Source organism: Pseudorhodoferax soli, from assembly GCF_003337555.1.
Lineage (GTDB): Bacteria > Pseudomonadota > Gammaproteobacteria > Burkholderiales > Burkholderiaceae_C > Pseudorhodoferax > Pseudorhodoferax soli.
Genome location: NZ_QPJK01000002.1, coordinates 248530 through 269185, shown reverse-complemented (window position 1 = coordinate 269185; position 20656 = coordinate 248530). Strand labels below are relative to the sequence as shown.

Here is a 20656-nt window from a genome sequence, read left to right as displayed (position 1 = left end):
ACGGGGGCTGTACAAGCGCCCTGCAAGAAGAATGCCATGCCCTGCTGCGGGCTTACCCCATGCTAGCATCCGGCCCCCGCGGCCGATTACGAACTGGTTACCTGCGTGCGCTCCTCCCCCTCTTCCACCATCGTCATCGCGACCCGGGAAAGCCGGCTCGCGCTGTGGCAGGCCGAACACGTGCAGGCACTGCTGGCGCAGCGCGGCCACAGCGTCGAACTGCTGGGCATGACCACGCGCGGCGACCAGATCCTGGACCGCTCGCTGAGCAAGGTCGGCGGCAAGGGCCTGTTCGTCAAGGAACTCGAAGCCGCGCTCGAGGACGGCCGCGCCGACATCGCCGTGCATTCGCTCAAGGACGTGCCCATGGACTTGCCGTACGGCTTCGTGCTGGCCTGCGTGCTCGAGCGCGAGGACCCGCGCGATGCCTTCGTCTCGCCGCACTACGCATCGCTGGATGCGTTGCCGCAGGGCGCCGTGGTCGGCACCTCCAGCCTGCGCCGCAGCGTGCTGCTGAAGGCGCTGCGTCCCGACCTGGACATCCAGCCGTTGCGCGGCAACCTGGACACGCGCTTGCGCAAGCTCGACGAAGGCCAGTTCGCGGCCATCGTGCTGGCGGCCGCCGGTCTCAAACGCCTGGGCCTCGCGGACCGCATCCGCGATGTGTTCACGCAAGACCGCATGCTGCCCGCAGCCGGGCAGGGCGCGCTGGGCATCGAGGTGCGGTCCGACCGTGCCGACCTGCTGGCCCTGCTGGCGCCGCTGGCACACCAGCAGACCACGCTGGCAACGGCTGCCGAGCGTGCCGTGAGCCGCGCCATGGGCGGCAGCTGCTCGATGCCGCTGGCCGCGCATGCGCACTGGGCCGATGGCGCCCTGCAGCTGCGTGCCGCCTGGGGCGACCAGGACCGCGAGGGCGCCCTGGTGCGGGCAGAAGTCGCGGGGCCGGTCGATGGCCCGGCCGCCGCGGAGGCGCTGGGCTTGCGGGTGGCCGAGGCCTTGCAGGCCGGCGGTGCCCGCAAAGCGGGCTGACGCGCGCATGCGCGTGCTGGTCACGAGGCCGCTGCGCGAAGCGTTGCACTGGTGCGAGCAGCTGCGCGCCCGTGGGCTGTCGGCCGAGCCGCTGCCCCTGATCGACATCCGGCCCACCGATCCCGCACCCGTGCGCGAGGCCTGGGACCGGTTGGCGGACTGCCGCGCCGCGATGTTCGTGAGCGCCAATGCGGTCGAAGCCTTTTTTGCGGCAAAGCCCGTGGCGTTGGTTTGGCCCGCGCAGACGGCGGCCTGGGCCACCGGCCCCGGCACGGCCCGCGCGCTGCGGGCGGCCGGCGTGCCGACGCAGGCGCTGGTCGCGCCACCTGCCGATGCGCCGCAGTTCGACTCCGAAGCGCTGTGGCGCCTGGTCGGTACCGACGCCGGCCTGGCCGGCGCCCAGGTGCTGATCGTGCGCGGTACCGATGCCGATGGCCGATTGGCGGGCCGGCCCTGGCTGGCCGACCAGCTCGTGGCGGCCGGTGCCCGGGTGCATGCGCTGGCCGCCTATGCGCGCGAGTTGCCGCGCTGGGACCGGGCCACCCGTGAGCGGGCCACGGGCGCGACCGATGCGCTGTGGCTGTTCAGCAGTTCCGATGCAGTGCGCCACCTGCAACAACTGCTGCCCGATGCCAGCTGGCGCGCCACGCGCGCACTGGCCACGCATGCGCGCATCGCCGAGGCGGCGAGCGCCGCCGGTTTCGGCCATGTCGCCACCGTGCGCCCCGACCTGGACGACGTGGTCGCGTCGATAGAATCCGCGCGATGAACGCTGCCGAGCTGTCTTCAGAACCCCTGCCGGGCCATGCCGCCACAGGGCCAGCCCCCCAAGCCCGGCCACCGGCCACCACCGCCCCCCGGGTGCTCGTCCTCTTCCTGGCCCTGCTGGTCGTGCTGGCCCTGGCAGCGGTCGGCCTGCTGTGGCAGAAGGTCGGCGGCATGCAGGAGAACCTTGCCCGGCAAAGCGCCGACACGCAGGCCCGCGCCATGGAGGCCCGCGCTGCGGCCCGTGAAGCACAGGACCTGGCACGCGAAACCGCCGCACGCCAGGCCGTGAGCGACACCAAGCTCGGCGAAGCCACGCTGCAGCGTGCGCAGATTGACGAGTTGCTCGCGAGCCTGTCGCGCTCGCGCGACGAGACCCTGGTCGTGGACCTCGAGTCTTCGCTGCGGCTGGCGCAGCAGCAGGCCCAGCTGACGCTGACGGCCGAGCCCTTGCTGGCAGCGCTGCGCACGGCGGATCAGCGCCTCGAACGCGCCGCCCAGCCGCGGCTGGAACCCGTGCGCCGCGCTGTCGCGCGCGACACCGAGGCGATCCGCTCCACCCAGATCACCGACACCCAGACCATCCTCGAGAAGCTCGACGACCTGGTGCGCCAGATCGATGACGTGCCCATGCTCAACGCCGTGCTGGCCGCCAACCTCGCCAAGGGGCAGGCCCAGGCCGAGCCGCCTTCCGAACATTGGTGGCTGCGCATCTGGCAACTGGTGCGGGCAGAGGCCGCGCGGCTCATGCGCGTGTCGCGCATCGACCAGCCCGAGGCCGCCCTGCTGGCGCCCGACCAGACCTACTTCCTGCGCGAGAACCTCAAGCTGCGCCTGCTGAACGTGCGCATGGGCCTGCTGGCGCGCCAATTCCCGTCGGCCCGGGCCGATGCGGCGGCGGCCGCCTTCATGCTGCACCGCTACTTCGACCCGGCGGCGCGGCGCACCCAGCAGTTCGCCAACACGCTGTCCGATGTGCAGGCGCAACTCAAGGCGGTGGAGCTGCCGCGCATCGACGAAACGCTGTCGGCCCTGGCCACGGCGGCAGCGGGGCGCTGAACCGCATGATGCGCGCCCTGCTGTGGTTTCTGGCGCTGTTCGGCCTGGCGGCCGGTGCTGCGCTGCTGGCTGGCAACAACCAGGGAACGGTCACGCTGTTCCTGCCGCCTTACCGTGTCGATCTGTCGCTGAATCTGGTGCTGGCCTCGCTGGCGCTGGGCTTCGTGCTGCTGCACCTGGCGCTGCGCGGCCTGTCGGCCCTGTTCTCCATGCCGCGCCAGGCCCAGCGCTGGCGCCTGCAACAGCGCGAGCGCGCCATGCACGCTGCGGTGCTGGATGCGCTCACGCACCAGCAGGCCGGCCGCTTCCTGCGTGCGCGCAAGGCGGCCGAGGCGGCGCTAGAACAGGAAGAGATGCTGGCGGCCAGCGGCCATCCGGTCCAGCATGCAGGCAAGCTGCGGGCCACAGCCCACCTCGTGGCTGCCGAGAGCGCCCACGCGCTGCAGGACCGCACGACCCGCGAAACGCATCTGCAGGAGCTGCTCAAGGAAACCGACGCACGCGAGGCGCAGGAGACGCGCGAAGGTGTGCAGTTGCAGGCCGCCCGCTGGGCGCTGGCCGACCGCGATCCGCAGACGGCGCTGCAGTGGCTGGACGCGATGCCGCAAGGCGCCGCACGCCGCACGTTGGCCCTGCGGGCCCGGCTCAAGGCCACACGGCTGTCGCGCCAGACCCTGCCGGCGCTGGAGACGGCGCGGCTGCTGGCCAAGCACCGCGCGTTCTCGCCCGAGGCTGCGCACCTGATCCTGAAGGGCCTGGCCTTGGAGCTGATCCATGGCGCGCACGATCCTGTGCAGCTGCAGCGTGCCTGGGCGGAGTTGGAGCCCGCCGAGCAGACCATGGCCGAGGTCGCGATCCAGGCCGGCCACCGCCTCGCGGCCCTGGATGGCGACGTCGCCCTGTCGCGGCAATGGTTGCAACCGGTCTGGGACGAGCTCTTGCGCGCGCCCAATCTGCGAGAACAGGCGCCGGTGCTCGTCAAGCTCATCCATGCGCTGGAAGAAGGCTTCGGCGCAGAAGCCGGTGCGAGCGACCTGCAATGGCTGGAACGCATCGAAGCCGCCCAGCGTCAGCATCCCGAAAGCGCCGAGCTCAAGTACCTGGCCGGCATTGCCTGCCTGCGCCACCAGTTGTGGGGCAAGGCCCAGCAACTGCTCACGCAGGCGCAGGGCAGGCTGCAGGATGCGGAGCTCAGGCGCAATGCCTGGCGCGCGCTGGCGGCGCTGGCCGAGCAGCGCGGCGACAGCGCCGCTTCGCAGCAGGCGCTGCGCGAGGCCGCGCTGCTGTAAGGCGGTTTCGGCGAACGCCGCAGCGTGCTGCGGCGTTTTGCCGCGGCAAGACTTCCTCCTCCAGGCAAGCAGGCACAGGCAGGCACCGCACCGGGCTTGCCGTGTTCCGTCTGCCCGCGCTGGCGCCGCCTTGCGCACCCGTTGCCGGGATCGAAACCAGGAGCCGAGCCCCTGCCCGGCGACAACGCCGGGCAAAAAAAAAGACCGCCTCGAGAGGCGGTCTTTTCATGGCGCGCTGCCGCTATCAGAACGGCAACTGCATGCTGCCCAGGTCGCGGCGGGTCTCGACGAGGACCAGGGGCTCGTCGGAGATCTGGACCACGGGCGGGCGCTCACGCGGCACACGCACAGGCTTGGGTTCTGCGGCGATGGCGGCTTGCACGGCGGCGCTCTTGGCGGTGTCAGTGGAGATCCACTGCAGGCCAGCGCCCAACGCGATCTGCTCCAGTTCGCCGACCGGCAGCGTGAAGGACTGCACCTGGGGCAGGGCGGCTGCCGCGGGTGCTGCCGCGACGGGTGCCGGTGCGGGTGCCGGGGCCGGGGCCGGTGCACGTTCACGTGCCGGTGCCCATGCAGATGCCGGTGCAGGTGCCGATACCGGTGCCGGAGCGGCCGCCACGGGCGCAGCCAGAGGTGCCTGGACGGGCGCCGCAGGAGCCGCTGCGGCTTCGGCCTGCGCCTCGACCGGCGTGACCGGCGCGGCCTCGGCTGCGTCGCCATCCGCTTGGTCGGCTTGGTCGGCCGGACGCGGGCCACGCTCGCGGCGGTCGCGGCCGTAGCGGTCGCGCGAACGCTTCTCGCGGCGCGGTGCTTCTTCTCCGTCGGCCCGCGGGGCGGCTTCTTCCGCGTCAGCGGAGGGCGCCTCGGCGGCGCCTTCGGCCTGCGTTGCGGCCTGGGGTGCCTGTGGTGCCGAGAAGTAGGACGTGCGCTCGGTGCGCTCGGCGCGCTCTGCAGCGGCCGGTGCATCGTTCAGCGCCGCGTCGTCGGTGTTGCCCGTGGCTTCGGCATCGCCGCCCACGCGTTCCTCGCGCTCGCCGCGGCCCCGGCCGCGGCCGCGACCACCTTCGCGTGGCTCACGCGGTTCACGGGGTTCGCGCGGCTCGCGTGCTTCACGGGCCTCGCCGCGCTCGCTGCGTTCACCACGCTCGCCGCGCTCGCTGCGTTCACCACGCTCGCCGCGTTCGGCATTGCGCGGCGGGCGCTGGCGCTCGGCAGGGGCTTGGTCTGCGCCTGCTTCACCGTTCAGCGGCAGCGTAGGCTGGCCTTCGTTGCGAACGTCGGCATCGGCGCGCGGGCGGCTGCCCTGGCGTTCGCCGCGGCCACGGCCGCGTGCCTCGGCACCTTCGCCGCGGACTTCGTCGGCGCGCGGTGCGCGGGGCTCGCGGGCCTCACGGGGTTCACGCCCTTCGCGGCCTTCGCGTGGCTCGCGTCCTTCACGGCCTTCGCCGTTGCGGCCACGGTTGCCACGGCCACCACGGCCCTGGCCGTCACCGCGTGGACCACGGCCCTCGGGCTTGGACGCAGCCGCAGGTGCGGGCGCCGCCACGGGCGCGGGTGCCACGGGTGCCGGCGCGGGGGCCGGACGGGCGCCGAACAGGCTCTTGATGAAGCCGAGGAAGCCCTTTTCCTCGTGCACGGGCGGCACGTACGCGGCAGGTGCCGGCGCAGGTGCAGGTGCAGGTGCCGGTGCGGGTGCCTCGACGGGCTTGGCCACGGGCTGCGGGGCCGGCGCGTCGGGCAGCACGCCCTTGATCAGCGGGGTCTGCTTGTTGGTCGGCTCTTGCGAGCGACGCGTGACGGCCGTGCGGTCCTCGACCTCTTCGGCCAGCTTGTAGCTGGCTTGCATCTGGTCCAGACGCGGGTCGTCGTGCTTGAGCCGCTCCATGCGGTAGTTCGGCGTTTCCAGCGTCTTGTTGGGCACCATCAGCACGCTGATGCGCTGGCGCAGTTCGATCTTGGCGATCTCGGCGCGCTTCTCGTTGAGCAGGAAGGAGGCGACCTCGACGGGCACCTGGCACAGCACCGAGGCGGTGTTGTCCTTCTGCGACTCCTCCTGGATGATGCGCAGGATCTGCAGCGCCGAGCTTTCCGTGTCGCGGATGTGGCCGGAGCCGCCGCAGCGCGGGCAGGGAATGGAGGCGCCTTCGGACAACGCAGGGCGCAGGCGCTGGCGGCTCATCTCCATGAGGCCGAACTTGCTGATGGTGCCGAACTGCACGCGGGCGCGGTCCTGGCGCAGCGAATCGCGCAGGCGGTTCTCGACCTCGCGGCGGTTCTTGGACTCCTCCATGTCGATGAAGTCGATCACGATCAGGCCGCCCAGGTCGCGCAGGCGCATCTGGCGTGCCACTTCTTCTGCAGCCTCCAGGTTGGTGCGCGTCGCGGTTTCCTCGATGTCGCCGCCGCGGATGGAGCGGGCCGAGTTCACGTCGACGGAGACCAGTGCCTCAGTGTGGTCGATCACGATGGCGCCGCCGGAGGGCAGCGTCACGGTGCGGGCGTAGGCCGATTCGATCTGGTGCTCGATCTGGAAGCGGCTGAACAGCGGGGCGTCGTCGCGGTAGCGCTTCACGCGCGCCGCGTGCTCGGGCATCACGTGCGCCATGAACTGCTGGGCCTGCTCGTACACGTCGTCGGTGTCGATCAGGATGTCGCCGATGTCGTGGTTGAAGTAGTCGCGCAGTGCGCGCACCACCAGGTTGGATTCCTGGTAGATCAGCTCGGGCTTGCGCAGGCTCTTGGCGGCTTCGTCGACGGCCTTCCAGAGCTTGAGCAGGTAGTTCAGGTCCCACTGCAGTTCGGGGGCGCTGCGGCCGATGCCGGCGGTGCGCGCGATGATGCTCGAACCCTTGGGGTACTCGAGCTGGTCCATCGCCTCCTTGAGCTCGGCCCGGTCGTCGCCCTCGATGCGGCGCGACACGCCGCCGCCACGCGGGTTGTTGGGCATCAGCACCACATAGCGGCCGGCCAGCGAGATGAAGGTGGTGAGGGCGGCGCCCTTGTTGCCACGCTCTTCCTTCTCGACCTGCACGACCAGTTCCTGGCCTTCACGGATCACATCGTTGATGCGGGCCTGGCTGACCGAGACGCCTTCGGCGAAGTACTGGCGGGAAATTTCCTTGAACGGCAGGAAGCCGTGGCGGTCTTCGCCGTAGTCGACGAAGCAGGCCTCGAGCGAAGGCTCGACCCGCGTGACCACGGCCTTGTAGATGTTGCCCTTGCGCTGTTCGCGCCCTTCGATCTCGATTTCGTAGTCGAGCAGTTTTTGCCCGTCAACGATGGCCAGGCGGCGCTCTTCGGCCTGCGTGGCATTGATCAGCATCCGTTTCATGGGTAGCGTCCTCTGGGCTCCATTGGAGCCCGGTGTGTCGTCAAAACGTCGTGGTTCCGTGGGAACCTGGTTGATGCCTGAACGAACGCGCTTGAAACGAAGGGAATTGCCGGAGAGCCGTCACTCACGAGCCATCGGGCTCGCGCAATGGGCATGGGCGCGTGGATGGAGCAAGGGCTGTGCAGGGCCTGTCCGGGCCGCGGGTGCTGCGGTCGGACAGGCGGGCCGGGGCGGTGCGTGGCTCGCGCGCGACCCTGGCCGCGCGGGCGCTCGCCCGGGCTGGCAGGTTCGGGAAGGGAGCCTCCACACCATGTTCTTGCTTTGATCCGCCAGCCTGGCTTCGCTGCCGTGGGCAGCCCGGCCAGGCCGGTTTGGGGTATTCCGTATCAGGGTTTCAATTGCGTCAGCCCGCCTCGAAAGCCACCGGCCGCCACCAGAGGCCGCTCGGGCCCGGGGTCTGCAGCCGACGCCTGCAAGTGGCATCGCCTCCCAGCGGTTCGGAGTCGTGCTCTAAACTCGTGTCTTATCAAGCACTTAGGCCGAGGCGCTGGTGAAAAATATTATAGGTGCAGCGCAGGAGGTGTCGGCGCCGGTTGCAAAGCTCGTTGAAATCGGCCCCGATGCAGAGGGCCAGCGGCTCGACAACTACCTGCTGCGCGTGCTCAAGGGCGTGCCCAAGACCCATGTCTACCGCATCATCCGCAGCGGCGAAGTGCGCGTGAACAAGGGTCGCGCCGATGCCGCCACGCGGCTGGCGCTGGGCGACAGCGTGCGGCTGCCGCCGCTGCGCCTGTCCGAGCGCGCCGAAGAAAAGGCCGAGGCCATGGCCCGCAGCACGCCGGCCCGCAGCTTTCCCGTGCTGTACGAGGACGAGGCCTTCCTGGCCATCGACAAGCCGGCCGGCGTGGCCGTCCACGGCGGTAGCGGCGTGGACTTCGGCGTGATCGAGCAGTTGCGCATGGCCCGGCCCGGCGCGCCCATGCTGGAACTTGTGCACCGGCTGGACCGCGAGACCTCGGGCGTGCTGCTGGTGGCCAAGAAGCGCAGCGCCCTCAAGCACCTGCAGGACCAGTTCCGCGAGCGCGAGACCGGCAAGACCTACCTGGCACTGGCGCTGGGGCAGTGGCCAGCCAAGCGCAAGGTGCTGGACAAGCCGCTGGTGCGCTACCTGCTGCCCGGCAGGCCGGGCACGGAGGGCGAGCGCCGCGTGCGCATCGCGGCCGCCGACGATCCGCAGGGCATGCGCTCGATCACGCTGGTCCGGGTGGTCGAGACCTTTGCCGATTACAGCCTGCTGGAGGTGACCATCAAGACCGGCCGCACGCACCAGATCCGCGTGCACCTGGCCAGCGAGGGCCATGCGATTGCGGGCGATGACAAGTACGGCGATTTCGCGCTGAACAAGGTGCTGGTTCGCCAGGGCCTGTCGCGCATGTTCCTGCACGCCTGGCGGTTGCGGCTCACACACCCGGCCAGCGGCGAGACGGTGCAGCTGGAGGCCGCATTGCCGGCCGAACTGGCCGGTTTTCTGAGCGCGTGCCGGGCGGCTGTCACGGGGCAGGGGTGACAATCGCCGCATGCAAGCCAGACGCTTTGACCTGATCGCCTTCGACTGGGACGGCACCCTGTTCGATTCGACGGCCATCATCACGCGCTGCATCCAGGAGGCGGTGCGCGATGTCGGCGGCACCGTGCCCACGGACACCGCAGCTTCCTTCGTGATCGGCATGGCGCTGCCGCAGGCTCTCGCCCATGCCGCGCCGGACGTGCCGCCCGAACGCTACCCCGATCTGGCAGCGCGTTACCGTGTGCACTACATGCAGCACCAGAACGACATCGTGCTCTTCTCCGGCGTGCTGGAGTTGCTGCGCGCGCTCAAGCAGCAGCAGATTCTGCTCGCCGTGGCCACCGGCAAGTCGCGCCGCGGCCTGGACGAAGCGCTGCGCGTGGTGGAGCTGCAAGGCCTGTTCGACAGTTCGCGCACGGCCGACGAGACCGCTGGCAAGCCGCATCCGCGCATGCTGAACGAGCTCATGCGCGAGTTCGATGTGGCGCCCGGGCGCACGCTCATGGTTGGCGACACCACGCATGACCTGCAGATGGCGCTGAACGCCGGCTGCCCCAGCGTGGGGGTCGGCTATGGGGCGCATCCCCATGGTGAGTTCGCTGCGTTGCAGCCGCTGTTCGTGGCCCATTCGGTCCGCGAACTGCACGACTGGCTGCTGGCGCCGGGCTGAAGCTGGCAAGCAAGCCGCCATGGACCGCGTTGCCCTGTGCAACTCCCGTGACCTGTCCGAGGGCGGGGACGCCGTGCCCTTCGATGTGCTGTACCAAGGCCAGACCTGCCGCGCATTCGCCGTGCGCTGGCGCGGCCAGGCCCATGCCTACCTGAACCGCTGCACCCACGTGGCCATGGAGCTCGACTACCAGCCCAACCGCTTCTTCGACGACAGCGGCGACTGGCTGCTGTGCGCCACCCACGGCGCCGCCTACCGGCCCGATTCCGGGGCCTGCGGCGGTGGTCCGTGCCGCGGCGGCCTGGTCAAGATCGCGTTGTCAGAATCCGACGGCGTGGTCCATTGGCATACTGGGCCCCAGTTGCAACCCGTTTTCTTCTAGTCATCTGAAACGCCATGAGTGAACCGCACCCCTCGGGCCCCCCCCCGACCGATCCGCAATGGGAGCGCAGCCTGCTGGAGCGGCTGGCTTTCGCTTCGCTGAAGGAACAGCGCGCCGCCCGCCGCTGGAAGATCTTCACGCGGCTGGCCTGGCTGGGCTTCTTCGTGGCTTTGGCCTGGCTGCTGCTGCTGCGTGCCGCGCCGACGACCGACACCTCGTCCACGCACACCGCTGTGGTCGAGATCAAGGGCGAGATCGCTTCCGGTGCCGATGCCAGCGCCGAATCCATCGTGGCCGCCATGCGCAGCGCCTTCGAGGACCAGGGCGCGCAGGCCGTCGTGCTGCTGATCAACTCCCCGGGCGGCAGCCCGGTGCAGGCCGGCATGATCAACGACGAGATCTTGCGGCTCAAGGCCAAGCACAACAAGCCGGTCTATGCCGTGGTGGAGGAGACCTGCGCCTCGGCCGCTTACTACATCGCCGTCGGCGCCGACAAGATCTTCGTCGACAAGGCCAGCATCGTGGGCAGCATCGGCGTGCTGATGGACGGCTTCGGCTTCACCGGCCTCATGGACAAGCTGGGCGTGGAGCGCCGGCTGCTGACGGCGGGCGCCAACAAGGGTTTCCTCGACCCGTTCAGCCCGATGAGCGAGACCCAGCGCGCGCTGGCGCAGAACATGCTGGACACCATCCACCAGCAGTTCATCGGCGTGGTCAAGAAGGGCCGTGGCGACCGGCTCAAGGAAACGCCCGAGACCTTCAGCGGCCTGTTCTGGAGCGGCGAGCAGGCTGTGCAGATGGGCCTGGCGGACCAGCTGGGCAGCCTGGACTATGTGGCGCGCGACGTGGTCAAGGCCGAAGAGATCGTGGACTACACGCGCCGTGAAAACGTGGCCGAACGCCTGGCCAAGCGCTTCGGCGCGGCCATGGGCGAGGGCGCCATGCGTGCCGTCCAGTCGGTGCCCGCGCTGCGCTGAGGCCGCTCAGCGGCCGATCGCAAAGACGGCTGGGACGTCGGGCAAAGGCTCGGCATGTTGGCGCCATACCTTCACGGTCCTGCTCAGGATGTTGGCCTGGTCCAGCGTCAGGCCGGTGGCGATGGCCAGCCGCGTGTTGTGCTGCAGCGTTTGCACAAGGGCACGGCGCAGCGTCTCCGTGCGGTACGGCGTTTCGATGCACAACTGCGTCTGGCCCGTCTTGAGCGCGAGGGCCTCGAGCTGGCGTACGCGTTCGCTGCGGGCCTCGGCATCCTGTGGCAGGTAGCCGACAAAGGCGAAGTTCTGGCCGTTGAGCCCGCTGGCCGCCAGCGCCAGCAGCAGCGCGCTGGGGCCGACCAGGGGAACCACCGCCACACCCAGGGCATGGGCAGCGCGCACCACCGAACTCCCCGGATCGGCGACGGCAGGCATGCCGGCCTCGCTGACAAGCCCGATGTCATGGCCCTGCAGCGCGGCCGCCAGCAGCGGTGTCGCGTCGAAACCCGGGCCGTGGTCGCCCTTCTTGTGCACTTCGCGCGGCAACTCGGTCATCACCTGTTGCTGCAGCGGCGTGGCGAGCGGCACGACGCCGTCGATGCGCTTGAGGTAGGCGCGTGTGCTCTTGGCGTTCTCGCAGATCCAGTGCGACAGACGGGCTGCGACCTGCAGCGTGCCCAGCGGCACCGCGTCCTGCAGCGGCGCCTGTTCGGCGCAGCCGAAGTCCAGCGGTGCCGGCACCAGGTACAGGCGGCCGTTCACAGCAATTTCACGCCGGCGGCGCGCAGCATGCGGCTGGTCTGGATCAGCGGCAGGCCGATCAGAGCGGTCGGGTCGTCGCTGGTGATGGCGTCCAGCAGCACGATGCCCAGGCCTTCGCTCTTGGCGCTGCCGGCGCAGTCGTAGGGCTGCTCGGCCTGCAGGTAAGCCTCGATCTCGGCATCTTCCAGGTCACGGAAACGCACCTGCACGGGCACCAAGGCTGTCTGCGCGAAGCTTTGCGCGGCATGCACGACCGACAGTGCGGTCTGGAACACCACGGTCTGCCCGCGCATGGCGCGCAACTGGGCGGTGGCGCGTGCGTGGTCGCCGGGCTTGCCGAGCGGCTGGCCATGCAGATCGGCGACCTGGTCCGAGCCGATCACCACGGCGTCGGGGTGTTGGGTGGCAACGGCGTGGGCCTTGGCGAGGGCCAGGCGGCGGGCGAGATCGGCCGGCGCTTCGCCGGCCAGCGGGGTTTCGTCGACCTCGGGCGCCACCACGTCGAAGGCGATGCGCAGGCGTGTCAGCAGTTCGCGGCGGTAGGGCGAGGTCGATCCCAGGATGAGGCGTGGCATGGCACGATTCTCTTACACTGCCCCGCATGACAGCCCCCAAGCAGGCACGTGGCCTGGACATCAAGGCCTTCGCCCAATCGGACGGCGAGCGGCAGCAGGAAGACCGTCTCGTCGACTATCCGCGCTTGTTTCAAGAAGCCGAAGGCCGTGGCGCCGACCATCCCGTGCGCTGGCATGCCGTTGGCAAGCTGCGCCAGTCGGCCGGCGTGGCGCCGCAGATCTGGTTGCATCTGGTGGCCGAGGCCGATGTGCCGCTGACCTGCCAGCGCTGCCTGGAAGCGGTCGACGAACCCCTGAGCGTGGACCGCTGGTTCCGTTTCGTGGCCGACGAGGCCCAGGCTGCGCGCGAGGACGAGGATGCCGACGAGGACGTGCTCGTGCTGGACCCCGCCTTCGATCTGCAAGCATTGGTCGAGGACGAGTTGTTGATGGCACTGCCGCTGGTGCCGCGCCATGACATCTGCCCGAACGCGGTGCCGATGGAGGTGGCCGACCCCGGTTTCGCCCGGGCCGAAGCCGACAAGCCGAATCCGTTCGGCGTCCTGGCTGACATCAAGCGCAAGCCCGGCGCAAACGACCACTAGCCGGAACGCTTTCGGCCGGGCTATAATGGCCGGCTTCGCGTGCCGCGGGCCCAGGTGATACTGGGCATAACGTCGGCCAGATCGCTCCAGATATCTCCTTTCGAAGAGAGTTTCCGGGTCGCGGTCCCCGCAAACCTCTACTTTTGACCCAAGGAGCCAAGCATGGCAGTCCAGCAAAACAAGAAATCGCCGTCCAAGCGCGGCATGCACCGTTCGCACAATGCACTGAACGTGCCCGGCATCGCCGTGGAACCCACCACTGGCGAAACCCACCTGCGCCACCACATCAGCCCCAACGGCTTCTACCGTGGCCGCCAGGTGCTAAAGAACAAGTCCGAAGCCTGATCGTTTCGCCCACAAGGCCCGTGGCTGCCTCGCGTAGCCGACGGGCCTTTGTTTTGGTGACCGTTCACTTTTCTCTCGAATTCGTGCGTCCCGTAGACGTACAGTCGCGCCCATGATCACTGTGGCTGTCGACTGTATGGGGGGTGACCATGGCCCCGGCATCACGCTGCCGGCGTGCCAGGCTTTTCTGGCCGCACATACTGATGCGCAGTTGTTGCTCGTCGGCCTGCCCGAGGCCTTGAAGGACTTCTCGCACCCGCGTGCGCGCGCCGTTCCGGCCAGCGAAGTCGTGGGCATGGACGACCCGGTGGAAGTCGCGCTGCGCAAGAAGCGCGATTCGTCCATGCGCGTGGCAATTGCCCAGGTCAAGGACAAGGCGGCCGATGTGGCCGTGTCCGCCGGGAACACCGGCGCGCTGATGGCGATCGCGCGCTACCTGCTCAAGACCGTGCCCGGCATCGACCGGCCTGCCATTGCGACCCAGTTGCCCAATGCGCGCGGTGGCGCCACCACGGTGCTCGACCTGGGCGCCAATGTCGATTGCACGGCCGAGCACCTGCTGCAGTTCGGCCTCATGGGCGCGGCGCTGGTGTCCGTGCTCAAGGGGCATGACGAGCCCACGGTCGGCCTGCTCAACATCGGCGAAGAGACGATCAAGGGCAGCGAAGTCATCAAACAGGCTGGCGAACTGTTCCAGGCCGCGCATGCCGCCGGCCACCTGAACTTCCACGGCAACGTGGAGGGCAACGATATCTACAAGGGCACGACGGACATCGTCGTCTGCGACGGCTTCGTCGGCAATGTCGCACTCAAGAGCAGCGAAGGCGTGGCCTCGATGATCAGCGGCTTCTTGAAGGCCGAGTTCTCGCGCAGCATCTGGACCAAGGCGGCAGCCCTGGTCGCATACCCGGTGTTGCAGGCGCTCAAGGGCCGGCTCGACCACCGGCGCTACAACGGCGCAGCGCTGCTGGGCCTGCGCGGCCTGGTGTTCAAGAGCCACGGTTCGGCCGACGCCTTCGCCTTCGAGCAGGCGCTGAACCGCGGCTATGATGCGGCGCGCAACAAGCTGCTGGAGCAGGTTCAGGCCCGCATCGCCAAGACCGCACCGCAGCAGGCCGTGGACACCGGTGCGCCGGTGCCGGCCGAGTTGGCAGCCCACCACTGACAACATCCATGCCCACCTATTCCCGCATCACGGGGACCGGCAGCTACCTGCCGCCGCGCCGCCTGAGCAACGCCGACCTGGCCGCCGAACTGGCGGCCAAGGGTGTCGAGACCTCCGACGAGTGGATCGTCGAGCGCACCGGCATCCGGGCGCGGCACTTCGCCGCGCCGGACGTCAACTGCAGCGACCTGGCCGTGCCGGCCGCACAGGCGGCCATCGAAGCCGCTGGCATCGCGCCGCAGCAGATCGACCTCATCATCGTCGCCACGTCCACGCCGGACATGGTGTTTCCCTCGGCTGCCGCGATCCTGCAGCACAAGCTCGGCATCGCCGGTTGCCCGGCCTTCGACGTGCAGGCGGTTTGCAGCGGCTTCGTCTATGCGCTGACCGTGGCCGACGCGATGATCCGCGCCGGCAATGCCACGCGCGCGCTGGTGGTCGGCTCCGAGGTGTTCTCGCGCATCCTGGATTTCAGCGACCGTACGACCTGCGTGCTGTTCGGCGACGGTGCAGGCGCCGTGGTGCTGGAGGCGTCGGAGACGCCCGGCATCCTGGCCAGCGACCTGCACGCCGATGGCAAGCATGTCGGCATCCTGTGCGTGCCTGGCCATGTGTCCGGCGGCGCGGTGCTGGGCGACCCGCTGCTCAAGATGGACGGCCAGGCCGTGTTCAAGCTCGCCGTTGGCGTGCTCGAGGACGCGGCACGCGCCACGCTGGCCAAGGCCGGCAAGACGCAGGACCAGATCGACTGGCTGATTCCGCACCAGGCCAACATCCGCATCATGCAGAGCACGGCCAAGCGGCTGAAGCTGCCGCTGGACAAACTCGTCGTCACGGTGGACCAGCATGGCAATACGTCGGCGGCCTCGATTCCGCTGGCCTTGGACCACGCCGTGCGCCAGGGCCAGGTCAAGAAGGGTGACCTGTTGATGCTCGAAGGTGTCGGCGGTGGCTTCACCTGGGGCGCCGTCCTGCTGAACTTCTGAGGAAACCGTGCATGCGGGGTGCCTGCCAAAGCACCCGCGCGCCTTCCACGCCATGACCACACCATTCGCATTTGTTTTTCCGGGCCAGGGCTCGCAGGCCGTCGGCATGCTGGACGGCTGGCAGGGCCACGCCACCGTGGCCCAGACGCTGGCTGAAGCTTCCGAAGCGCTGGGCGAAGACGTCGCCAAGCTGATCCACGACGGCCCCAAGGAGGCCCTGGCGCTGACCACCAACACCCAGCCCGTGATGCTGGTGGCAGGCGTGGCCGCGTACCGTGCCTGGATCGCCGAGACCGGACTGGTGCCGGCCGTCGTTGCTGGTCACTCGCTGGGCGAGTATTCGGCGCTGGTCGCCTCTGGCGTGCTGACGCTGGCCCAGGCCGCGCCGCTGGTGCGCTTCCGTGCCCAGGCCATGCAGGAAGCCGTGCCCGTGGGCGCCGGCGCGATGGCCGCCATCTTGGGCATGGACAGTGTTCAGGTCGCCGCCGGTTGCGCCGAGGCGCAGGCCGCGCTGAACCAGGCCGGTGAAGTGGTCGAAGCCGTCAACTTCAACGATCCGGCCCAGACCGTGATCGCCGGCAGCAAGCTGGCGGTCGAGAAGGCCTGCGAGCTGCTCAAGAGCAAGGGCGCCAAGCGCGCGCTGCCGCTGCCGGTGTCCGCACCGTTCCATTCCAGCCTGATGCGCCCGGCCGCAGAGCGTCTGCGCGAACGCCTGGCCAGCTTGACGCTGGCAGCGCCGCAGATTCCCGTGGTCAACAACATCGACGTGGCCGTGCAGCAGGACGCCGACGCAATCCGCGACGCGCTGTACCGCCAGGCCTTTGGCCCGGTGCGCTGGGTCGAATGCGTGCAGGCCATCAAGGCGCGCGGCATCGGCACGCTGCTCGAGTGCGGCCCTGGCAAGGTGCTGGCCGGCCTCGTCAAGCGCATCGACGCCGAACTGGCCTCGGGCGCCGTCTACGACCCCGCCACGCTGGCCCAGGCCAAGACACAGCTCGAAGGAACGACGGCATGAGCGCACCCGCCATTTCCGAACAGGTCGCGCTGGTCACCGGCGCCTCGCGCGGCATTGGTGCCGCCATTGCGCTGGACCTTGCACAGCGCGGCTTCAAGGTCGTCGGCACGGCCACCAGCGAAGGGGGCGCCGCCCACATCACGCAGGCGTTGTCCGCACACGCCGGCAGCAGCGGCCGCGTGCTGGATGTCAACGATGCCAAAGCCGGCGAAGCGCTGGTCGACGCCATCGCCAAGGAGCACGGCGCACTGCACGTGCTGGTCAACAACGCGGGCATCACGCGCGACATGCTGGCCATGCGACTCAAGGACGAGGACTGGGATGCCGTGCTGGACACCAACCTCAAGGCTGTGTTCCGCATGAGCCGCGCCGTCATGCGCACGATGATGAAGCAGCGCTACGGGCGCATCGTCAACATCACCTCGGTCGTGGGTGCGTCCGGTAACCCGGGCCAGGCCAACTATGCGGCCGCCAAGGCCGGTGTCGCCGGCATGACGCGCGCACTGGCGCGCGAGCTTGGCTCGCGCGGCATCACGGTCAACTGTGTCGCACCGGGCTTCATCGCCACCGACATGACCGACAAGCTCTCGGACGAGCAGCACAAGGCGCTGCTCGGCCAGATCCCGTTGGGCCAACTGGGCAAGCCATCCGATGTGGCCCATGCCGTGGCCTATCTCGCCTCACCCGAGGCGGCCTACGTGACGGGGCAGGAACTGCACGTCAACGGCGGCATGTACATGTAGCGATGGGACGGCCGGCCGATTCCCTGCGCAGCGGGGGACAAGTGCCGGGCAAGCCGCCTCGCTAAAATCACCGATTCTTTACAAACCCTAAGAGGGAACCATGAGCGATATCGAAGCACGCGTCAAGAAGATCATTGCCGAGCAACTGGGTGTGGAGGAGTCCCAGGTCACGAACGAGAAGTCGTTCGTTGCCGATCTGGGCGCCGACTCGCTCGACACCGTCGAACTGGTGATGGCACTGGAAGACGAGTTCGGCATCGAGATCCCCGATGAAGACGCCGAGAAGATCACCACGGTGCAGAACGCCATCGATTACGCCAACAGCCACCAGAAGGCCTGAGGCCGAAGGGAACCGCCGCTTATGTCGCGTCGTCGTGTCGTCGTCACAGGTCTGGGCTGTCTGAGCCCGGTTGGAGCAACGGTGGAGTCGTCCTGGCAGGCCTTGCTGGCCGGCCAGTCCGGCATCGATCTGGTCCAGAGCTTCGACGCAAGCAACCTGGCCTGCAAATTCGCAGGTGAAGTCAAGGGCTTCGACGTCGCCAGCTACATCCCCGACAAGGAAGCGCGCCACATGGACCGCTTCATGCACCTGGGCATCGCGGCCGCGTGCCAGGCGGTCGTGGATTCCGGACTGCCCACGGGTGACGCATTGGGCGAGGAAGAGGCCACGCGCATCGGCTGCAACATCGGCTCGGGCATCGGCGGCTTGCCCATGATCGAACAGACCCACGCCGAATTGGTGAACCGCGGCCCGCGCCGGGTGTCACCGTTCTTCGTGCCGGCCTCGATCATCAACATGATTTCCGGCCACGTCTCGATCAAGTACGGCTTCAAGGGCCCGAACATCGCCGTGGTCACGGCTTGCACGACCGGCTTGCACGCGATCGGCCTGTCGGCCCGCATGATCGAGTCGGGCGATGCGGATGTGATGGTGGCCGGCGGTGCCGAGTCCACGGTCTCGCCGCTGGGCATTGCCGGTTTCGCGTCCGCGCGCGCCTTGAGCACGCGCAACGACGATCCCAAGGCCGCATCGCGTCCCTGGGACAAGGGCCGCGACGGCTTCGTGCTGGGCGAGGGCGCAGGCGTGGTCGTGCTCGAGGAGTACGAGCGTGCCAAGGCCCGTGGCGCCAGGATCTACGCTGAACTCGTGGGCTTCGGCATGACGGGCGACGCGTACCACATCACCGCGCCCAACGTGGACGGCCCGCGCCGCTCCATGCAGATGGCGCTGCGCAACGCCGGCCTGAACCCCGACCAGGTCCAGCACCTGAACGCGCACGGCACCTCCACGCCGCTGGGCGACGTGAACGAGTCCAACGCCGTCAAGGCGGTGTTCGGCGAGCACGCCTACAAGCTGGCGATCAACTCGACCAAGTCCATGACCGGCCATCTGCTGGGCGGCGCGGGCGGCATCGAGAGCGTGTTCACGATCCTGGCACTGCACCACCAGAAGATTCCTCCGACGATCAACCTGACCGATCCGGACCCGGAGTGCGACCTGGACTACTGCGCCAACACCGCCCGCGATGCACGCATCGATGTGGCGCTGAAGAACAACTTCGGCTTTGGCGGCACGAACGGCTCGCTGGTGTTCAAGCGCGTCTGAGCCATCCGCGACCTTCCTGTTCGGCATGCACAGCGCTCCGGCGGTCCGTTTTCCGGTGCCGCGGTCTGCGCGTGCCGGCCGTGCGCTGGCATGGATGTGCCTGGCGCCGGCAGCTCCTTGCCTCTATGGCTGGGCCTCTGGTCTGCCGGCCGCGGCGCTGGCCGCCATCGGGGCCAGCTGGCTGCTCGCGGCCGCCGTCATCTTTCTGCAGTGGCGCGGCATGCGTGCTGGCCAGTTGCGCTGGGATGGCCAAGCCTGGTGGTGGTTGCCGGACGATGCCGCGCAGGCGGATGAGCACGCGGTGAGCGTCGCCCTGCACCTGGACCTGCAATCGGCCGTGCTCGTGCGCATGACGGGGGCGCCCGGCCGTGTGCAGTGGCGCTGGCTGGCGTGTGTGGCCGCGCCGTCGCGCTGGCGCGATCTGCGCCGCGCCTTGTACCAGCGAAGCCTTGCCCCATCGACAGTGCCGGAGCCCCATCCGTGAGCGGTACCCCGCCCACGGGGGGCGACAGCGACCTGCTGCTGGTCGAGCGCGCGGTCGCTGGCGACCAGCGTGCCTTCGAATTGCTGGTCCTCAAGTACGAGCGCCGCATCCAGCGGCTCATCGCCCGCATGGTGCGCGATGTGGATCTGGTCGAGGACATCGCCCAGGAAACCTTCATCCGCGCCTACCGTGCGCTGCCGAAGTTCCGTGGCGATGCACAGTTTTACACTTGGCTGTACCGCATCGCGGTCAACACCGCCAAGAAGACGCTGATGGACTTCAAGCGCGATCCCACCGTCGCGGAAGCGGCGCTGCGCTCCGGTGACGACGACGATGAAACTTACCGCGGCGAAACCGAACCAATCAGCCATGAGACGCCCGACACCGTGCTGGCGGCCAAGCAAATCTCCTCGGTGGTGAACATGGCAATGGAAGCCTTGCCCGAAGATTTGCGCCAGGCCGTGACGCTGCGCGAGATCGAAGGTCTCAGCTACGAGGAAATCGCCGAAGCCATGAATTGCCCGATCGGAACGGTGCGTTCCCGCATCTTCCGTGCGCGTGAGGCGATTTCGGCCAAGGTCAAGCCCCTGCTGGAGAACCAGTCGGGCAAGCGCTGGTGACAGCGCGGCGGAAACAGTGATGCAGGTGACGACGATGAACCAGGACGAAGTGTTGAAGCTGCACGAACGGCTTTCGGCGTTGGCCGACGGCGAGCTCGGTGGCGACGAGACCGCGCAGTTGATGGCTGCGCCTCAGGCCGGGCACGACGGGCTCCACACGACCTGGCAGACCTACCACCTGATCGGCGACGTGCTGCGCGGCGGCGAGCAGACCGCCGTGCATGCTTCTTCCGACTTCCTCTCGCGCCTGCAGACGCGGCTCGCGCAGGAGCCGCCACTGGTGCCTGCTCGCCCGGTTGCCGTGCCTGTTGCGGAGCCTGTTGCGGAGCCTGTGGCCGTGGCAGTGCGGGGCCGCGAGCCGGCCAACGACGCCAGTTTCCGCTGGAAGATGGTGGCGGGCTGCGCCTCCTTCGTCGCGGTCGCCGCGCTGGCCTGGACTGTGGTGGGCGGGGCCGGTACCGCCGTGCCACAGCCCCAGATGGCGGCTGTGCAAGCGCCTGTGTTGGAGGCCAGTGCGGCACCACAGGTTGTCGAGCAGGAGGTGCGGCTGCCCAGTGGCGAGGCACAGGTGATGTTGCGCGATGCGCGCCTGGACGAGTTGCTCGCCGCGCACAAGCAGGCGGGCAGTTCCAGCGCCCTGCAGATGCCTGTGCCCGCCGGCCTGCTGCGCAGCGCCACGTTCACGGCGTCGGAGCGTTGATG

Annotated in this window: 22 protein-coding genes; 19 read left to right on the top strand and 3 right to left on the bottom strand. The window is 68.9% G+C overall.

Going from position 1 to position 20656, the window contains the following annotated elements:
• Window positions 1-105: 105 nt before the first annotated feature.
• The 4 genes from hemC to DES41_RS07940 are packed head-to-tail and all read left to right on the top strand — an operon-like array spanning window position 106 to window position 4145.
• Complete coding sequence (gene hemC, locus DES41_RS07955; RefSeq protein WP_114467105.1) at window positions 106-1032, top strand: hydroxymethylbilane synthase; 927 nt, start codon at window positions 106-108, stop codon at window positions 1030-1032.
• A 7-nt stretch (window positions 1033-1039) separates the two neighbouring features.
• Window positions 1040-1801 carry a uroporphyrinogen-III synthase gene (locus DES41_RS07950; protein ID WP_114467104.1) on the top strand — a complete coding sequence of 254 codons (762 nt, stop codon included), beginning with the start codon at window positions 1040-1042 and terminating at the stop codon, window positions 1799-1801.
• Window positions 1798-2856: a uroporphyrinogen-III C-methyltransferase gene (locus DES41_RS07945; protein ID WP_114467103.1), complete on the top strand. Its 1059-nt coding sequence runs from the start codon at window positions 1798-1800 to the stop codon at window positions 2854-2856. Before DES41_RS07950 ends, DES41_RS07945 begins: the two co-directional genes overlap by 4 nt.
• Window positions 2857-2864: 8 nt before the next feature.
• Window positions 2865-4145, top strand: coding sequence for a heme biosynthesis HemY N-terminal domain-containing protein (locus DES41_RS07940; RefSeq protein ID WP_114467786.1), 1281 nt, complete (start codon window positions 2865-2867; stop codon window positions 4143-4145).
• 244 nt (window positions 4146-4389) lie between these two features.
• Here DES41_RS07940 and DES41_RS07935 read toward each other — a convergent pair whose 3' ends face one another.
• Window positions 4390-7476 (bottom strand): Rne/Rng family ribonuclease, encoded by a 3087-nt coding sequence (locus DES41_RS07935; protein ID WP_114467102.1) that lies wholly within the window; start codon window positions 7474-7476, stop codon window positions 4390-4392.
• A gap of 550 nt (window positions 7477-8026) precedes the next feature.
• On the opposite strand from DES41_RS07935, the gene DES41_RS07930 reads away from it, so the two are divergent.
• Genes DES41_RS07930 through DES41_RS07915 form a run of 4 tightly spaced genes read left to right on the top strand, consistent with a single transcriptional unit; the run spans window position 8027 to window position 11072 of the window.
• Window positions 8027-9043: an RluA family pseudouridine synthase gene (locus tag DES41_RS07930; RefSeq protein ID WP_114467101.1), complete on the top strand. Its 1017-nt coding sequence runs from the start codon at window positions 8027-8029 to the stop codon at window positions 9041-9043.
• 10 nt (window positions 9044-9053) lie between these two features.
• The gene (locus DES41_RS07925; protein ID WP_114467100.1) at window positions 9054-9713 is read left to right on the top strand and encodes an HAD family hydrolase; all 660 of its coding nucleotides are present in this window, start codon (window positions 9054-9056) and stop codon (window positions 9711-9713) included.
• Between the two features lie 19 nt (window positions 9714-9732).
• Window positions 9733-10095 (top strand): Rieske (2Fe-2S) protein, encoded by a 363-nt coding sequence (locus DES41_RS07920; protein ID WP_114467099.1) that lies wholly within the window; start codon window positions 9733-9735, stop codon window positions 10093-10095.
• A 14-nt stretch (window positions 10096-10109) separates the two neighbouring features.
• On the top strand, window positions 10110-11072 hold the full coding sequence (locus DES41_RS07915; protein WP_114467098.1) for a S49 family peptidase: 963 nt from the start codon (window positions 10110-10112) through the stop codon (window positions 11070-11072).
• A 6-nt stretch (window positions 11073-11078) separates the two neighbouring features.
• On the opposite strand, the gene DES41_RS07910 is transcribed toward DES41_RS07915, so the two are convergent.
• Together DES41_RS07910 and DES41_RS07905 are read right to left on the bottom strand one after the other, a co-directional pair.
• Window positions 11079-11837 (bottom strand): SAM-dependent methyltransferase, encoded by a 759-nt coding sequence (locus DES41_RS07910; RefSeq protein ID WP_114467097.1) that lies wholly within the window; start codon window positions 11835-11837, stop codon window positions 11079-11081.
• Window positions 11828-12406, bottom strand: coding sequence for a Maf family nucleotide pyrophosphatase (locus DES41_RS07905; RefSeq protein WP_114467096.1), 579 nt, complete (start codon window positions 12404-12406; stop codon window positions 11828-11830). The genes DES41_RS07910 and DES41_RS07905 overlap by 10 nt, the downstream gene beginning before the upstream one ends.
• A gap of 26 nt (window positions 12407-12432) precedes the next feature.
• Between DES41_RS07905 and DES41_RS07900 the strand changes: the two genes are divergently transcribed.
• The 11 genes from DES41_RS07900 to DES41_RS07850 all read left to right on the top strand — a co-directional run bounded on the left by DES41_RS07900 (window position 12433) and on the right by DES41_RS07850 (window position 20654).
• Entirely contained in the window at window positions 12433-12990 is a 558-nt protein-coding gene (locus DES41_RS07900) for a YceD family protein (protein ID WP_114467095.1), read from the top strand.
• Between the two features lie 162 nt (window positions 12991-13152).
• Window positions 13153-13335 (top strand): 50S ribosomal protein L32, encoded by a 183-nt coding sequence (gene rpmF / locus DES41_RS07895; RefSeq protein WP_005794249.1) that lies wholly within the window; start codon window positions 13153-13155, stop codon window positions 13333-13335.
• A 112-nt stretch (window positions 13336-13447) separates the two neighbouring features.
• A complete protein-coding gene (gene plsX, locus DES41_RS07890) occupies window positions 13448-14500 on the top strand; it encodes a phosphate acyltransferase PlsX (protein WP_114467094.1) in 1053 nt (350 codons plus the stop codon).
• A gap of 8 nt (window positions 14501-14508) precedes the next feature.
• On the top strand, window positions 14509-15486 hold the full coding sequence (locus DES41_RS07885) for a beta-ketoacyl-ACP synthase III (protein WP_114467093.1): 978 nt from the start codon (window positions 14509-14511) through the stop codon (window positions 15484-15486).
• Window positions 15487-15538: 52 nt separating this feature from the next.
• Entirely contained in the window at window positions 15539-16501 is a 963-nt protein-coding gene (fabD, locus tag DES41_RS07880) for an ACP S-malonyltransferase (protein ID WP_114467785.1), read from the top strand.
• Entirely contained in the window at window positions 16498-17244 is a 747-nt protein-coding gene (fabG, locus tag DES41_RS07875) for a 3-oxoacyl-ACP reductase FabG (protein ID WP_114467092.1), read from the top strand. The genes fabD and fabG overlap by 4 nt, the downstream gene beginning before the upstream one ends.
• Before the next feature lie 100 nt (window positions 17245-17344).
• Window positions 17345-17584 carry an acyl carrier protein gene (gene acpP / locus DES41_RS07870; protein WP_056672556.1) on the top strand — a complete coding sequence of 80 codons (240 nt, stop codon included), beginning with the start codon at window positions 17345-17347 and terminating at the stop codon, window positions 17582-17584.
• Window positions 17585-17605: 21 nt separating this feature from the next.
• Window positions 17606-18850 carry a beta-ketoacyl-ACP synthase II gene (fabF, locus tag DES41_RS07865; RefSeq protein WP_114467091.1) on the top strand — a complete coding sequence of 415 codons (1245 nt, stop codon included), beginning with the start codon at window positions 17606-17608 and terminating at the stop codon, window positions 18848-18850.
• A gap of 25 nt (window positions 18851-18875) precedes the next feature.
• Entirely contained in the window at window positions 18876-19334 is a 459-nt protein-coding gene (locus DES41_RS07860) for a hypothetical protein (protein WP_211332929.1), read from the top strand.
• Complete coding sequence (rpoE, locus tag DES41_RS07855; RefSeq protein ID WP_114467089.1) at window positions 19331-19954, top strand: RNA polymerase sigma factor RpoE; 624 nt, start codon at window positions 19331-19333, stop codon at window positions 19952-19954. Before DES41_RS07860 ends, rpoE begins: the two co-directional genes overlap by 4 nt.
• A 34-nt stretch (window positions 19955-19988) precedes the next feature.
• Window positions 19989-20654, top strand: a complete 666-nt coding sequence (locus DES41_RS07850; protein WP_114467784.1) for a sigma-E factor negative regulatory protein — start codon at window positions 19989-19991, stop codon at window positions 20652-20654.
• Window positions 20655-20656 lie beyond the last annotated feature (2 nt).

Excerpts from the sequence above, each read along its gene's own strand:
- DES41_RS07950 (WP_114467104.1), top strand. The coding sequence starts at position 1,040 with ATGCGCGTGCTGGTCACGAGGCCGCTGCGCGAAGCGTTGCACTGGTGC.
- DES41_RS07945 (WP_114467103.1), top strand. The coding sequence starts at position 1,798 with ATGAACGCTGCCGAGCTGTCTTCAGAACCCCTGCCGGGCCATGCCGCC.
- DES41_RS07940 (WP_114467786.1), top strand. The coding sequence starts at position 2,865 with ATGCGCGCCCTGCTGTGGTTTCTGGCGCTGTTCGGCCTGGCGGCCGGT.
- DES41_RS07935 (WP_114467102.1), bottom strand. The coding sequence starts at position 7,476 with ATGAAACGGATGCTGATCAATGCCACGCAGGCCGAAGAGCGCCGCCTG.
- DES41_RS07925 (WP_114467100.1), top strand. The coding sequence starts at position 9,054 with ATGCAAGCCAGACGCTTTGACCTGATCGCCTTCGACTGGGACGGCACC.
- DES41_RS07920 (WP_114467099.1), top strand. The coding sequence starts at position 9,733 with ATGGACCGCGTTGCCCTGTGCAACTCCCGTGACCTGTCCGAGGGCGGG.
- DES41_RS07915 (WP_114467098.1), top strand. The coding sequence starts at position 10,110 with ATGAGTGAACCGCACCCCTCGGGCCCCCCCCCGACCGATCCGCAATGG.
- DES41_RS07905 (WP_114467096.1), bottom strand. The coding sequence starts at position 12,406 with ATGCCACGCCTCATCCTGGGATCGACCTCGCCCTACCGCCGCGAACTG.
- DES41_RS07900 (WP_114467095.1), top strand. The coding sequence starts at position 12,433 with ATGACAGCCCCCAAGCAGGCACGTGGCCTGGACATCAAGGCCTTCGCC.
- rpmF (WP_005794249.1), top strand. The coding sequence starts at position 13,153 with ATGGCAGTCCAGCAAAACAAGAAATCGCCGTCCAAGCGCGGCATGCAC.
- plsX (WP_114467094.1), top strand. The coding sequence starts at position 13,448 with ATGATCACTGTGGCTGTCGACTGTATGGGGGGTGACCATGGCCCCGGC.
- DES41_RS07885 (WP_114467093.1), top strand. The coding sequence starts at position 14,509 with ATGCCCACCTATTCCCGCATCACGGGGACCGGCAGCTACCTGCCGCCG.
- fabD (WP_114467785.1), top strand. The coding sequence starts at position 15,539 with ATGACCACACCATTCGCATTTGTTTTTCCGGGCCAGGGCTCGCAGGCC.
- fabG (WP_114467092.1), top strand. The coding sequence starts at position 16,498 with ATGAGCGCACCCGCCATTTCCGAACAGGTCGCGCTGGTCACCGGCGCC.
- acpP (WP_056672556.1), top strand. The coding sequence starts at position 17,345 with ATGAGCGATATCGAAGCACGCGTCAAGAAGATCATTGCCGAGCAACTG.
- fabF (WP_114467091.1), top strand. The coding sequence starts at position 17,606 with ATGTCGCGTCGTCGTGTCGTCGTCACAGGTCTGGGCTGTCTGAGCCCG.
- DES41_RS07860 (WP_211332929.1), top strand. The coding sequence starts at position 18,876 with ATGCACAGCGCTCCGGCGGTCCGTTTTCCGGTGCCGCGGTCTGCGCGT.
- DES41_RS07850 (WP_114467784.1), top strand. The coding sequence starts at position 19,989 with ATGAACCAGGACGAAGTGTTGAAGCTGCACGAACGGCTTTCGGCGTTG.